Genomic DNA, 14,183 nt, shown 5'->3' with positions numbered 1-14,183 from the left:
AAACCTTATGTCTTTTGTCAATGATCTATTGGCGATGGCAAAGGCTGGTGGCATTAATCAACGTCAATACAAAACAGAGAGTGAACTCGTTGTAGAGTGGCATGCTAAGTTTTATCACTACCAAGTGAAGAACTTACTAAACACTCATACCTCTCTGAACAAAAAGCTGGAAATTATCAACTGGCTTTTAGACGTTGAAAATGATCCCACCAAACCTTTCACAATCGCCGCTTACGCTTTTTGTAAGCAAATACCCCCACAACAACTCACCGAAACACTTCAAGACCTACTGCGCTGCACTGGTGTTTTGCGAATGCTTGAACAGCAAAAGCAAACGCCTGCAGTAGTTAAAACCGCAAGGAAGATTGGCAGCGTGCTTAAGCATGATGACAAGTCAATTGACCGGTATACGCAGGTCTTATCCAAAGAACTAAATATCGACCCTAAAAAGGCTCGAAATAAAGTCCTAAGCACTATTCGAAAAGAGAAGAAAGCTGCCTCATTTGGTCAGTTAGATATCTTTGAGAAAGAGCGCAGTCGTATGGGACTTAAAAGCCAGCTTCACCCTGTTGAAAAAGGAGGTTCGTCATGAGCTCATTCTTTTTAAAAGTCGCCATTGCTTTACGCAAACACGGCAACCTTGGGGTTCTTGGTACTGAAACACATGAGTATCACGAGCATGAAGTTGTACTTTGGAAACTGAGCAAGGGTCATACGATGGTACTTGTTCGGGATAAAGCAAAAAAAGTCCACTTGGAATACAAGTTCTACACACAGTATTACAAAGTTGTTCGTAAGTGGATGCTTAGTGATGAGTTGTACCTATTACACAAATATCGGAGTAATCCACATGATCCTAAAGCTAATCAAGATGAGTTTCGCACTTCGAAAACTCAAAAAGCTAAAAAAGAAAGTAGACCGTCTCAACCAGGAACTCGATTATTCAAAAAACGAGATCAAGACAATCCTAACCGAGATGACCGATGAGTTTTCCTCAGCTGGTATTGCTTTAGAGCAATTTATCAACGTAGTTGAATCAGATGAAGAATCCACATCGAACCCTACCAATGTGGAATTACCAACAGACCCTCAACCTACTCAAATTGTTACTACACCTATTCAGGATGAAGCGCCTTTAGCGTCTGCTCCTACTGAAGTGAATACGGTCAATACTGAGCTAGCCCCAACCTTGGAGGAAGAAACTACCGAAGATCCAATCACATCCGATGAAGCTGATGAAAAACCATCCTTAGTGACTGAAGATATGATTAGTGAATCTCAATCTGATACAACCGAACTGGTTGAAGAGCAAGTTGAGAGTGATGTAGACGTTAGTGAAGTTGCCGAGATGAACGAAGTTGATTCTTCTACCTCTCAAGATGACATTGACAGCCTAACCGATGATAAAGAGAGTGAAGTAGATGATTGTCTACCTGAACAATCAAAATTATCGTATAGCAATAAGGAAGAGGTCGACTTTAGTTTTTTCAACAATTCCGCACCGAGTGCCGATAGTAAAGACGACGTTGAACCAACCGACTTAGAAGCATCACATGTAGATTCATCCAGCACCACAAGCACTGTAAACGCAGAGCAAGTACCAGAGCCGGAGCAAACGCCCGAAGTTGGTCGCGTGGTTGGAATGATATCTGACAAGTTAACTTATGTGCATTCTGGCATGAAAGTAACTAAAAGAAAGCAACGCAAATCTGATGAAATTGGATTGAAAGTCGTTGTCTAACCAATAAGCCCACAACTGCCCGCCGAAAGGTGTGACAGTTTGGGCTTTTTTTTTACAAAAAATTCTGCCCAAACCTTTTCGCTTATAGAGGTACCAGAGAGAATTTAGGTACCGGCTATGGGTTATGCACTGATCAGGTTAAATCGAAAGATAGACAAGCTGTTTGAGTTCATTCGCAATTGTTTTATCAAAGAAAAGGTCATCATTCGTGATGCTCTATACCCTACTTTCTATGCGACTTATCCGTTCGATGCACAAACGATCAAGTTGATAGAAGATAACTATCGAAGCCACATTCTTAATGCGAGACAAAAGCTCGACTTTTCTGACAAAGAATTTGATCGAATCATCCGTCCGATCATCCATCATGTCATTCGATATTTTATGTCGCTACCTGCGAGTGAACGTCATCACCACACAGATATGTCAGCGAGTTTGTTTTACCACTCCCTGCAAACCGCCAACATTGCACTAGCCAAGTACAACTCAACTACGGTCATTCCAGATCACATCAAGATTGAGCATAAAAATGAGTATAAGCATGCTGCAGGGGTAGCTGTGTTCTTAGCCGCATTGTTCCACGATGCCGGGAAGCTGTTTTCGGATATGTCGGTTTACCCTAGCGATGAAAAAGGGCAACTCGTTAGTACCGAGCCTTGGGACCCGATTTGTGAATCTCTCTTTGATTACTGCCAAAAAAATGAGGTTACGCACTATCGTGTTAAATTCGATGTGAATCGCAAGCACAATGCACATAACGCATTCACGACACGCTTCGTTAGTACGATGCCTGACTTTCCTGAAGACTATAAATGTTCGTCTCAAATTTTGGTCATTTTAGATGGAATATTATTTGGTACCAAAGAACCTCATACCGCAACACTGACTCGTCTAGTGAAAGAGGCAGACAGTCAATCTCTAACGATGGACTTTCAGCGATACTCACGGCCTATTCAATCTGACAATCTTAGTGTGCTTACTCTCGACTCCATCAAGTCATACATTGAGTATTACCCTGATTTATCTCCAACCGACTCTCGCAGCGTACTTATCCGCACCAATCTTGGTGTTCATATTCCTTACCCAAGTGGCATGGAAGAGCTAATCAATTTTGCTCGCGGTAATCATTCAAAAATTTCCTCAAAAGTACGCGATTTGATCCCTAATGCAGACCGTTTACTGAAGATTCTGAATGAATCTGGTTATCTCCAGCATCACTATTTTCAGACAGTATCGAGAGCCCCACAGGTAATTCGTACTATTAAGTTTGAGCACAATGGTCAATACCATTCTTTAAAGGTGATCACTCTTAGACCATCAGAAGTCATTGCCTTGATACCTACTCGCCACGTCCTAGATGCCACATACGATGATGAAATTAGCAAAGATTTCCTCCAAGTAGCCAAACTATCGATGCTTAATTCACAATCACCAGCGCCACCAAGTCAAGCTGCTGAATCAAACTCAAAAACATCCGAGCAACCAACTCAACCGACCGTTAATCATCAAAGAGATAATCGACCTAATGAGCCAGAGCCATTACCTCTCATTAAGAACACGATCTCTATAGAAAGTATTGAGCAGGCGATAGAGGGAGCTGACGAGATAGATATTGTTCTATCTCAACCAAAAAAAGAAGCGCAGCCAGGGCCCGTTTCATCAAATACACCTAAACGAGAACAACCTGGAACTGAACCGAAACTCAAATCTAGCTCAACCAACAAATCAGCAGATAAATCACCTCCAAAAGAATATTTCGAACTAATGCAACATATCGATCCAAAGCACATTGAATCTCTTAAACCTGATTGGAAAGAGTCAGACACGATTAAAGAACTAGATAGAGCATTGTACGAAATTCATTTGTATAGGAATTCTCATGACAAACAGAAACTCTTCATTCAAGAGCTATGCGTCGCTTTTTCAAAAGGTTTAATCCAGTACATAGATGGATCGCCTCATTCCGAATTTTCCCAGGGACAGCTCTTTATTAGCTTTCCTCTTATCAACTACTTCTGTGAAAACACCCCAAGTGGCGATTCTTACAACATCAATCACATCAACACATACGTCGATGAAGATAGCTCAGTTTTTAATACCAAAGTGAAGATGCCATCTAACGGTAAGGCATGTGTCTCTATTGCAGCAGAAATTTCCGAAGTCTTGCTTGGTCGTGAGTACCAAATGCTTTTAGAAAAGGACGAATAAATGGATAGAAGAATAGATACATTTTGGAGACCGGCATACGAGTTGTACTCGTCATTTTGTTGGTTAGCTTCATTCGTAGTTTGTTATTACCTAACAAGCATTTTAGATCATGCATTTAGACTGATGCTGATTGCAGCTATACCCGCTCTTTGTATGGCTAGTATCAGGCTGTATCAGGGATTGCGGCATTTATATCGAAGAGGCTTACTCTTTGTTGAACCTCAACTTAAGGTCGAACTTCAAGACTTGATAAAGCTCATCGAAGACAACGTGGACCAGGCATATATCGGTGAGGGTTATCAATGGAATCAAAGTCACGCGCAGATGGCGATGGACTTTAAAGCACGAAACCCAGACACCATAAGACCTCCTCACATTGTCACTGACTTAATGAAAAAGGCATTTCGCAATCACCCAACACCCGTTAAAGGGGACGTATGGCTTCACGGCATTAATATAACGGAAACACATATATTTCTTCCTTGTGCTGAACGGTATTCACACCGACTAATCGTTGGAACCACAGGTGCAGGTAAGGGCCGTGTTCTTACGCTTGACGTTATTGGTGCAATCATACGTGGGGAATCGATTTGTATTCTTGACCCTAAACTCGATGAGAACCTGCTTGACCTGATCTGGTACACCCTAAAGCTGCGTGGTGAAGAACATCGTTTGTACTACTTCTCTCCAGCTTATCCTAGTTGTAGTGTGCGTCTTAACTTGCTCAAGAACTATAATCAACCGGCACAGCTTGCATCCCGCATTATTGAACTTCTACCTGCGTCATCGGGTGATGGGGCAGCATTCATCAACTTCTGTTGGCGAGCTATTAACTTGATCGTTGAGGGGTTGGAAATGATCACATCCATCCCGACTTTGATGAAATTGAGAACCTTTATTGAGGGAGATATCGACCATCTTCTAGTCAAAGTGGCGCATGTGTATATCAGTTCAATTCCTGAATACCGAGCTTGGGCAAATCAAATTAATTCATCCAACTTGGATTACAAAGAGAAAGCGGCTGAAATGGCGAAGTTCTATGATGAGAACTGCCGTGACAAGTATCCAAACTACACACTCGCTTCTATCATCAGCATCCATGAGCATGACCGGGCATACTACGCAAAGCTAATTCAAACCATCATACCTATCCTTTCACAGCTAACCAGTGGCTGTCTTGAAGAACTACTGTCACCTGAGGAAGATTTTCGTGATCCTCGCCCTATCGTAGATACACAAAAAATCTGTTCACGCGGCGATATTCTTTACATGAACCTTGCCTCGCTAGCTGACCCTACAACGGGTAGTGCGATTGGTAGTTTGGCGACCGCTGACCTTGTAAATGTCGTAGCAGACCGATATTTCTACCAACAAGGTAAACGCATTCCAATGAACATCTTCTGTGATGAGGCATCTGAAATCGTTACACGAAGCTCTGTTCGTATTGCCAATAAATCTCGTGGTGCGGAATGTTCATTTACGATTCTAATTCAATCAGTTAAAGATTTAGAAGAGCGACTAGGCAGTGAGCCAGCCATGGTACAGGCGCTTGGTAACTTCAACATTAAGACCGCATTGAGACTGGAGGATGATATTTCCCAAGAATTTATGAGTACCCGCTTTGGCGAAACGATGATTAAGACCATCGAGCAAAGTATGGCAACCAACACTGCGGTCGCCTCGAATGAGTTAGATTTTAATACCTCGTATGGTAAGAAAGTCAAAGACACAGCTTCGGCATTTATGCCTAAAGATCTATTCGGTGTACTTGCTGATCTCCACTACTTTACAACCCTCCCGGGCGGCGCTTTGTACAAAGTTCGCGTCCCTTATATCAGTTGCCCAAAAGAGCACAGGTTCCAAACGGTTCCGTTTGTCCACGACGCATACGGTGAACTTCCTGTTGTTGATGATATGGGTCTTAAAAAACGCGAATACATCAAAATGGTAGAAGAAGAGGAAGCTGCATAATGCTAAATCGACACTTTTTACATAAAGGCATTGAGTACTCAAATAGCTCAAAGTTTATGAGTCGCTATCTGATGCTGGTTTTAATGCTTACCCTGGGTATTAAGCTCTTTCACATCGTTGCTAACCAATACCCTTATGTTCCTGCGCTATTTAACTTGCCGTTTAATGTCGTTCATTCACCTGACTACCCAGTGAAACATGGTAATTCAGTGATCGCTATTAGCGACAAAACACAACTTAGTATTACTTCTAACCATCACTCTGCAGCACTTAATTTTGACTTAGGTTGGGAGCCAGAAAAGATCATCACAAGAGGTAACTGTTTTGCATTCCGTATTGATAACTCCAATCCAATTAAACTGTGTGAAGAAGATAATGTTCTCAGGTTAGAAAGAAACGATCGAAACGATTTCTATATTAAGTCGCAGCCACATCCTGTCGATGTCGCTTTTCTTGATACTGTCGAGCTGTATGTCGGAAATGGTAATTACCTTTCATTGACCTCCATTGGCAACTCAGAAACGCTGAAATACTCATCAGGGGTGATCAGTGAAGTGCTTAACTTGATGGTATCACTGTTTCATGTTTGCGTTGATTACTATGGAATTCCTGGACTATTTCTTTCAATTTTTATCATACGTTCGTTCAGTTTTTATCACGATATATACCAAGCCAAGCTCCACGTTTATCGTGTTCTCAATGTCCCTAAAGATGCGTCATCTTGGAAACTTGGCTTAACTACGATTGGTGTTATCACCTGCACGATACTCATTATCCAGTCACTCTTTCATCTCGATTTGTCAATCCCACTCGAAACCAGCTGGAAAGCTATTGTGTTCTGTTATGCCGCAATTTGTTTTCGCTTATATCTACAAGGCTCGAAGCTGATTTCAATTGAGGGCATCGCACTTACCTCAATAGTGACCATTTTTGCTCTAATGGAGTCGAGTATTCCAGGGTATTTTTTCCATTACTTTGGTTTCTGCACGATTCTCATTGGCGCAGTCCGTTATCTAGCTTCGCACTACTACGTTCGAACCCTGAATAGGAAGTTTAAACAATGCTGAAAAAATCCATCAAAAAAGGGAATAGCTCAAATCATCTTCATCAAGAGTTGAATGAGCGAGGTTCATTTCTTGGAAATAAACTGGTGAAAAGTCTTAAGCCGGTATTCAAATACCAGTCTTCAATAGATCAATTACAGTACCCGCTAAATTTGCCACTACGTATTAGTGCACTGCTTGAAAACTTCTTAGACAGTGACTTAAAACGCGTAGTGGTGCTTGGCGCAGATCATCACGACATCTTTGATGATGCAAAATGGTTTGCACTCATCAACTCGCTGGTGGATTCACAGTTAGAGATTGCCTTTGTTGGTGATGAAGAATCGATATACAAAAGCTTTAAGGTCTCATCTTTTCCATTTATCGCAAACAAGCTTCCTTACATCGAGAAAAATATCGTGTCTATTGATGAGGTGTGCGAGAGCGATTTGCTTGTTGTCGCTAACACATCACCTGCGCAGTTACAGTCGTTAATTTCTGATAAAGAGATTAAACCCGCACACGCTGCATTCTTAGGTGCGACTTATTCTGAAGCTGCACTCGTTTCGTCATTTTTAACCAATGAAGCTCAGCACGATTTCTTTAATGCTGCTTTGAAAATTAACAAGCAATCAAGCAGTCACCATTACTTCTATCATGGCCACGCATCGTTCTTTACCCCTGAAGCACCGTTAAGCTTCATTAAGCGTACTGAAAACGATCAGGCGATATATGAGGTGATCCCATACTGCATGGACGCAGGGTTCGATTCTACGTCTCGCATCCTTGACGTAAAAGAAGATGATCACCGTCTTATTCTTTCTAACTTCATCAGTATCGACACCCTAGAGTCAGTTATTTCATGCAGCATGCACGAAGTGAAATGGCGACGCTCATTGAAATCTGGCGAGCTAGAGAATATTAAATCCGACATTACCAATCCGCTGAAACATGTGGGTCGAATCATGTCAATTGTTCACGAATCACTTGTCGACCTCAAAGCACAATAAGGAGCCTACCATGGACGAATTTACAAAAGCGCGCATTGAAAGAGAAGATGCAATAAAAGGTGCATTCAAGATCGGATTAGTTGTCGTCACCCAAGGCTTTGATGGGCATCACCGTATCTCGAATAACTTAATTGGCATCGTCACTCGGGTTGAACGTAATGACTATGTTCGAGAAATGGGGGTCACAATAGCCTTTTCTAACCATTACTATGAAGAGTTTTATGAAGAAGAGTTGAAGAAAAACTTCTTAATTTCTCCGCATATCATTAATTCCGTTGGTACCCACGACTTGAGCACTGATTCAAAGATTGAAGAGTACGTAACGTCGCCATCGTTCACTAATGTTATTCAAGTCGCCCATGAAGCTCTGGTGAAATAGATATGTTGAGCCTTTATTTGATTAGCGTCAGCATCGCTGGCGCTCTTATTGCGTTCTACCGCATGACTTATAGAAAGTTTATGGGTGCCACTAAGATTGGTTATTTTAGTAGCTGCCTAACAATCAGTGCCCCATTTACTTTTGCACTTTGGTTGTTCCTTGAAGTTGGGATTGACAGGATGACGGTGCCATCAAGTTCAATGCTGCCTAGCATCAACATTGGTGACAGTTTCTTTGTGAATAAAACCGCTTTTAACGCCAACTACATAATTAACAAAACTTCACATACCCACCCCGAAACCGGTGATGTAGTTGTTATGAAATTCCCAATCAACACCGACGTCCATTACGTTAAAGTGTTTATCGCTAAAGAGGGGCAGACTGTTGTTCTATCTCAAGTTGGTATTCAAGTTGATAACCACCTTTACCCATTTACGCTATCAAAAACTAAGCAAGAGTATCAGGTAAGCAAGAATAAATCGGCACTGTTAGACGAATACAGTATCATCTTAAATGGCCATGAACATACCTTTTTGAAAAAGGCAGGTGAACAGATCCAGTCTATGAATTTAGTGGTGCCAAAGGGAGGTATGTTTGTTCTTGGTACTAACTTAGATTATTCTGGTGACTCAAGACAGATGGGAGCGATCAGCGAGTCACTATTGGTAGGGTTGAGAATTTGAGCCGTGAAATGATTTTGATTGGTAAAACGGTGCAAAGAGCACCGTTTTTTTTATTCAGCTACTAATGCCAATAATGCTTCTGGTGGTGAATCTAACAGGTCCAAGTGACTTAGAGTTAAGTTTGCATTGCCCTCTTCAATCAAAGACTCAATTCGTTTGGTGAACACGGTTAGTTCATGATATCCCTGCCTGGTCGTTGGATAATGAAGTGTTTTCCAAATTGGCACGCTATTTTCGTCATAGCACGTTCTCACAATGCCAAAGCGACCAACATTAGGGTCTGATATTAAAACATTAGAAGTTGGCGTTGTAAGGTCGTTTGGGTTTACTTTTCTAGTTGGCCTGATCAAATACTCATAAGACAAATTAGCTAAAACCTGAGTCGATTCGACCTTTTCAGCTATTTGCTCATCAGTATACCCATCTTGTATGTCTGCAACTGTACCTTTAACGACATTTACCTGATAACCAATTACGTTGATCATGTCTGACAAATAAAAGAAGTTTTTCAAGTATCGCATGAAAGCATTCATTACATACTCAACCGACTCAGAGTACATAACTTTTTGAAAAGTCATTAGTGACACGTAAGGCATAACAAACGTATCTTTGTGTCTCGCGACTAAATACTCAAATGGCTTGTGAACCAGATTTGTTGAGCCATGCATGATGGATTTCAATGTTGCTGCAAATGGGCCCAAACCCTCCATCTTATCGACGGTTAGATCGTTTGAAGCTAAACCAACTGGATATGACTCAATGTTAGATGGGGAGTTTTTATACTGAAGTTGAATATTGCCGAGTAGCTTTCTCGATATCCAGTTCAAGTATCGGTTGTCGGTGACAGCTCTATTGCGTTCATTTACAGACTCAAAGTTAATCAATATTGGATATGTGGCATTACAGTAGTACTTATGGGTTTCTGCATGGTAATTGCAATCAAGCGGCTCTAAGCCTCCATCAGTGATCAATTCCACTATTGATTTGTCATTGCCTAGTTGTGTCTCTTCTTCCTGCCAGAACTCAAGATCTTCACTCATGTAATTATTGATGAAGTTTTTACCCATTATCACTTTGCAGCGTGCATGGGTTTCTCCAACCATTTTGGTAACGTATTCCTTAAGGGGAACCTTGTCATCTTCAATTTTTACTACAAACTCTGGTGTAGTCTCTAGCTTATTCAGGTCAGCAAATTTTTCTTCGTATTCCGACCACAATATGCAATGAAGATTAATCAACAAGCCAGTGTTGCTAATTTGAAAATCAATCACTTAGTAAAGCTCCCAGTCCACAATGCACTAAAGTGAGCATTGATTTATGATTCTGTTTGCCGTCGTTTTAGAGAGAGAAAGTTTCTCAGCGATCTCTCTAACGGTATAACCCTCAAGGTGCATACCCAAAGCATCTAGCTTTTTAGTATCACCTCGACAATTGTTTTTGATTTGTACCAGCGCTTGATGCACTGACGTTAGTACGCTTGTTTCGTAACCAGACGTTTCTTCAACGAACCAATTATCATCGTCAATTGTATTCGAACAAATTGTGTTCGAGTGTTTGCGCAGTCGTGACGCTAGATTGTTAACTTCTCTAATAGTAAATAATTTTACATGTTCTTCTTTAAATTCGGCGTTTCTTTGCAGTTCTTCACTTGCAACTAAAATGCAAAGCTCCATATGCTGCATTAAGTCTTCTTTATCCCATTGTGAAAGAAACCACATCCGTTTTATGTTGATTTTACATTCAATTCGTAAAGCGCTGAACATAACAAACCTCCAATCTTTACAGGAAGTATGGCTTTTAAAGTTCAGCTGACAATCTTTAGATGGTTTTAAAAAAGATACTAAAAATAATCAGCTTTCGATCGAAATGCATGTTCATCAGGTTAGCAAAACAAGCGCAAAAAAAAACAAGAAAGCTGTAACCCTATGATAACCAACACCATTCAATCATTATACATAATTCAGTCATTATACATAATTCAATATAGTGGTAAAATAATGACTAGATTCCACTTTTTTTTAAAAAAATTGATAAAAAATACATAAAAAAAAGGATGCTCTAAAAAAAAGAGCATCCCTAGAAACTTAAGTTGTTGATTTTAATCACAAAAATGATAAACAACAGTCTTTCCACTTAAATATTGAGTAGATAGCAAAACTACTTTGTTTTGCATCTCTCCACATGCCCCAAGTGAACGTGGACTCACCAATGTAGTGACAGCAAGTATCGTTTATGGAATGTATCTCTACTTGATTCCATTCACTTGAACCTGGTGTTGAGTCATCAGATGGTGGATTTGTTATTTCCGAACCAGTGTTGTTACACGCGGTTGGGTCCTGACAGAAAATCCCTTTTGCTTCCCCCTCTGGTAAAGGCCACATTTGTTGAACTCGATACATAGACTTTTTCAGTGTCGTCATAGGTTCTGGCTGACAAACTGCGTCATCACCCATCGTTCTGTCTTGGAAGCCCAAGCGAGTTAGAAAATATAGTGCTCTAGCCACGGCTAATGACTTGTTTCTCACCTTATCGTCGGCACTACCAACATCGCGTGTCAATGGATACATAGAGCCCCAACAACCTGCAGTCCAGAATGAGCTGTCCATCGGGCTGTCAGCCGTTGTCACAGTACAGTCCATCATCATAGATAAATCAGTCAAAGGCGTTGCAAAAAGCACACTCTCTGGCGAAATATACATTGCAAGTTCGGAGTCATACCAAGGCGCTAAAGTTTCCGACATCCAAGTTACATTCATAAAACCAGACTTATCATAGGCGCAGCCAGGGGCTTCAAACAATTCTAGAGCCTCTGTGACCGGAAACGTGTATTGATGCCAAGAATACGAAGCCTTTGATACGCTCCCTCCCTCTCTACTATTAGAGGTTCTCGCTTCATCACCTTGATTATATTTGCTGACCATACCCGTAAAGTCACCAAACCTTGCTCCTGCGAGCGCTGGGAAACAGTAAGGCTTTGCTACAACTTCGAACATCATTGACGGGTACCACATGCCAGTAGTAATACCAACTTGAGGTAGTTCACCTTTTAAGATATCTCCTGAACAAGCACAAAGTCTGTCACTGGCCGCATCATCTGGCGCTTGGTCTGAATCTCCAAAAATTTTAGTTCCACCGATGTAGATTGGAAACATACAAGACCAGCAAAAGTCACTGATTAAGCGTTGAAATAGTTTAGCGTCTGGACAATCAAACTCCTTAAAATTTGCAGTGCTTGCTACCGCTGGATTTAGTGCTGATAGGCTTATAATTAGAGCCATAATGGAAACTAACGTTTTCATTTAGCCACCTCCCTTTTTTCTATTGGTGGAAGAGTGGTGAGGCGAATAGCAAGCCCCTCTTGTCGTGCAACAACTGGTACATCAACAAGCTTAAATCTTTTAATAAACAGAGGGTCTATACTTCGGATTTCACCGTATTTTAAAACGAGTGCCGGTATTTGAGTCTCATAATCTGGTTGTTTAACCGTAAGTGCCGTTACACCCGGACAATCTTTGATTAACTCATCGACAGCTCTTAAATGTTCGTCATTCGAGAAATCAGCAACAACGTAGCATTTTGTTAAAGGCTGAATTTCAAGCGGATTTATCCATTGACCTTTTTTGCCAAATGTTTGACCTTTTAAGACGATGTCTTTTTGAATTTGGTATCTAGGGTCGATCAATAGTGATGACGGTTCATCGGCTACTTTAAGACCAGATTCGTAACGGTTCGTTAAGATTTGTTTGGTCTGCTCAAGCATCCATTCTTCCCAGTCAACTTGACCAGCTCTTTCTTGCATCAATAAGATCAGGTCTGGCTCAGAAATGTCATACACCTTTCCGAGCTGGCGAAGTTTCTTATCCTCTTTGAAATGAGTTCTAACCGCAGACAAAGAAACATTACCACTTGTTTTCTGCCATTTGTCATTTTCATTTTTTAATACAAAGGTAGGGACTTCAGTGATATTTAGCTTTCTGAACAGCGTTGGATCAACCATGAATCGACCAACAATCTCTTTCTCAATATCAATGAAGTGCTTTAGCGTTTCTGCATACCGCATTGGCTCAGCGCCACGTATCACGAAAGCTATTTTTTCTTTAGATTGGCTAACCTCATAGATTAATGAGGCCAAATCGTTTTCTGGAATGGTTTGAGAAATGAAGATAAACCCATCAATATTTCCGTATTTAGCACCGTTTTGTTTTTTATTAATAGCTCGATCTAGGAGACGACCTGCCTTTTGAGCAAGCTCCCAAAACCCTTTCTCGATTGGTTGATTAAATGACGTACCGACTTTAAACGCCTCAATATCTTCTTTCGTTAATTCAGCTTTTGGCTTCGTAACCTCACCGATACCCATTGTAGAATTTGAGCGAGCTATCTCTTTCGCCATATCATCGAACACCTGACTGTTCACGGGTTTATCTATTATTTCTTTTGCTTCCATCAAACCTTGGTTAAATTTTTCATCAGATGGGTCTAACTCCATCATTCCCACGTCACATTTGATCTCCCCGTTGATCGTGGCGCACACTTTTACTTCTCTCAGTTGCTCTCCCAAAACAGTAAACGAGGTCACAATTGATGCCATTAATAAGCATGTAATTCTAAGCATGAGCACTCTCCTAAATCAGTGGTGTTGCGTGTTCGATAAATTCAGAACGATTAATCGGTCCAACATATCGAGAGTCAGAAGCACCTTTATAACTACCCATCACCCAGTACTCATCTTTACCAATCTTGATTCTTTGCCTATCAGCAAGATAAGAAGTAAACCCGTTTGGATCTTTTTTCTGGTATTCACCCATTACTTTGTTATTGACATAGATAAAATTGCCAATGCGAGAAATGACGTCACCCTCAACTCCTACCACGACTTTTAAGATCTTATTAGAAGTTGATTCCCTAAATTCACCAGCGAGATTGGAGTGATTTATGCTGACCAAATCACCTTTTGCTATTTCATCTCGAAGCGGCTCAAACAAGCTGAGTGAGAACGGAAGACACTTCACAAGCGTCTGAGTATCAATGGCTAAAGACCGACCGGATTTAGCAAACTGATGTACCCCCCAGAGGAAACACAAGCCAATTAACACTCCTATTGTTAACCGCACTGCAGTTGCAATGCTTAAATCGACTTTAGCCATG

The 14,183-nt window shown here is 41.0% G+C and carries 14 protein-coding genes; 9 read left to right on the top strand and 5 right to left on the bottom strand.

Annotation, left to right across the window (positions count from 1 at the left end; genetic code table 11):
- Positions 1-7 precede the first annotated feature (7 nt).
- The 9 genes from VA249_RS22310 (at position 8) to lepB (ending at position 9,035) form a co-directional block, all read left to right on the top strand.
- Positions 8-592, top strand: coding sequence for a hypothetical protein (locus VA249_RS22310; RefSeq protein WP_176703718.1), 585 nt, complete (start codon positions 8-10; stop codon positions 590-592).
- The gene (locus tag VA249_RS22305) at positions 589-987 is read left to right on the top strand and encodes a hypothetical protein (RefSeq protein ID WP_176703719.1); all 399 of its coding nucleotides are present in this window, start codon (positions 589-591) and stop codon (positions 985-987) included. The genes VA249_RS22310 and VA249_RS22305 overlap by 4 nt, the downstream gene beginning before the upstream one ends.
- On the top strand, positions 977-1,741 hold the full coding sequence (locus tag VA249_RS22300) for a hypothetical protein (protein WP_176703720.1): 765 nt from the start codon (positions 977-979) through the stop codon (positions 1,739-1,741). The genes VA249_RS22305 and VA249_RS22300 overlap by 11 nt, the downstream gene beginning before the upstream one ends.
- Positions 1,742-1,858: 117 nt before the next feature.
- Entirely contained in the window at positions 1,859-3,949 is a 2,091-nt protein-coding gene (locus tag VA249_RS22295; protein ID WP_176703721.1) for a TraI domain-containing protein, read from the top strand.
- The gene (gene traD / locus VA249_RS22290) at positions 3,950-5,920 is read left to right on the top strand and encodes a conjugative transfer system coupling protein TraD (protein WP_176703722.1); all 1,971 of its coding nucleotides are present in this window, start codon (positions 3,950-3,952) and stop codon (positions 5,918-5,920) included.
- Positions 5,920-6,987, top strand: a complete 1,068-nt coding sequence (locus VA249_RS22285; protein WP_221072360.1) for a hypothetical protein — start codon at positions 5,920-5,922, stop codon at positions 6,985-6,987. The genes traD and VA249_RS22285 overlap by 1 nt, the downstream gene beginning before the upstream one ends.
- The gene (locus VA249_RS22280; protein ID WP_176703724.1) at positions 6,981-7,973 is read left to right on the top strand and encodes a hypothetical protein; all 993 of its coding nucleotides are present in this window, start codon (positions 6,981-6,983) and stop codon (positions 7,971-7,973) included. The genes VA249_RS22285 and VA249_RS22280 overlap by 7 nt, the downstream gene beginning before the upstream one ends.
- A gap of 10 nt (positions 7,974-7,983) precedes the next feature.
- The gene (locus VA249_RS22275) at positions 7,984-8,352 is read left to right on the top strand and encodes a hypothetical protein (RefSeq protein WP_176703725.1); all 369 of its coding nucleotides are present in this window, start codon (positions 7,984-7,986) and stop codon (positions 8,350-8,352) included.
- Between the two features lie 2 nt (positions 8,353-8,354).
- Positions 8,355-9,035, top strand: a complete 681-nt coding sequence (gene lepB / locus VA249_RS22270; RefSeq protein ID WP_176703726.1) for a signal peptidase I — start codon at positions 8,355-8,357, stop codon at positions 9,033-9,035.
- Positions 9,036-9,085: 50 nt separating this feature from the next.
- Here lepB and VA249_RS22265 read toward each other — a convergent pair whose 3' ends face one another.
- The 5 genes from VA249_RS22265 to VA249_RS22245 all read right to left on the bottom strand — a co-directional run bounded on the left by VA249_RS22265 (position 9,086) and on the right by VA249_RS22245 (position 14,182).
- Positions 9,086-10,306 carry a hypothetical protein gene (locus VA249_RS22265; protein WP_176703727.1) on the bottom strand — a complete coding sequence of 407 codons (1,221 nt, stop codon included), beginning with the start codon at positions 10,304-10,306 and terminating at the stop codon, positions 9,086-9,088.
- A 27-nt stretch (positions 10,307-10,333) separates the two neighbouring features.
- A complete protein-coding gene (locus tag VA249_RS22260) occupies positions 10,334-10,798 on the bottom strand; it encodes a helix-turn-helix domain-containing protein (RefSeq protein WP_221072359.1) in 465 nt (154 codons plus the stop codon).
- A gap of 339 nt (positions 10,799-11,137) precedes the next feature.
- Positions 11,138-12,334, bottom strand: a complete 1,197-nt coding sequence (locus tag VA249_RS22255; RefSeq protein ID WP_176703729.1) for a TraU family protein — start codon at positions 12,332-12,334, stop codon at positions 11,138-11,140.
- Entirely contained in the window at positions 12,331-13,650 is a 1,320-nt protein-coding gene (locus VA249_RS22250) for a TrbC family F-type conjugative pilus assembly protein (protein WP_176703730.1), read from the bottom strand. Before VA249_RS22250 ends, VA249_RS22255 begins: the two co-directional genes overlap by 4 nt.
- 10 nt (positions 13,651-13,660) lie before the next feature.
- Positions 13,661-14,182 (bottom strand): S26 family signal peptidase, encoded by a 522-nt coding sequence (locus VA249_RS22245; RefSeq protein WP_176703731.1) that lies wholly within the window; start codon positions 14,180-14,182, stop codon positions 13,661-13,663.
- Between the last annotated feature and the right edge of the window lies 1 nt (position 14,183).

It is taken from the genome of Vibrio alfacsensis, from assembly GCF_019670485.1.
In the GTDB taxonomy this organism is placed as follows: Bacteria; Pseudomonadota; Gammaproteobacteria; order Enterobacterales; family Vibrionaceae; genus Vibrio; species Vibrio alfacsensis.
The sequence above is the reverse complement of the archived record's forward strand: the minus strand, read 5'-3'. Positions and strand labels throughout refer to the sequence as shown.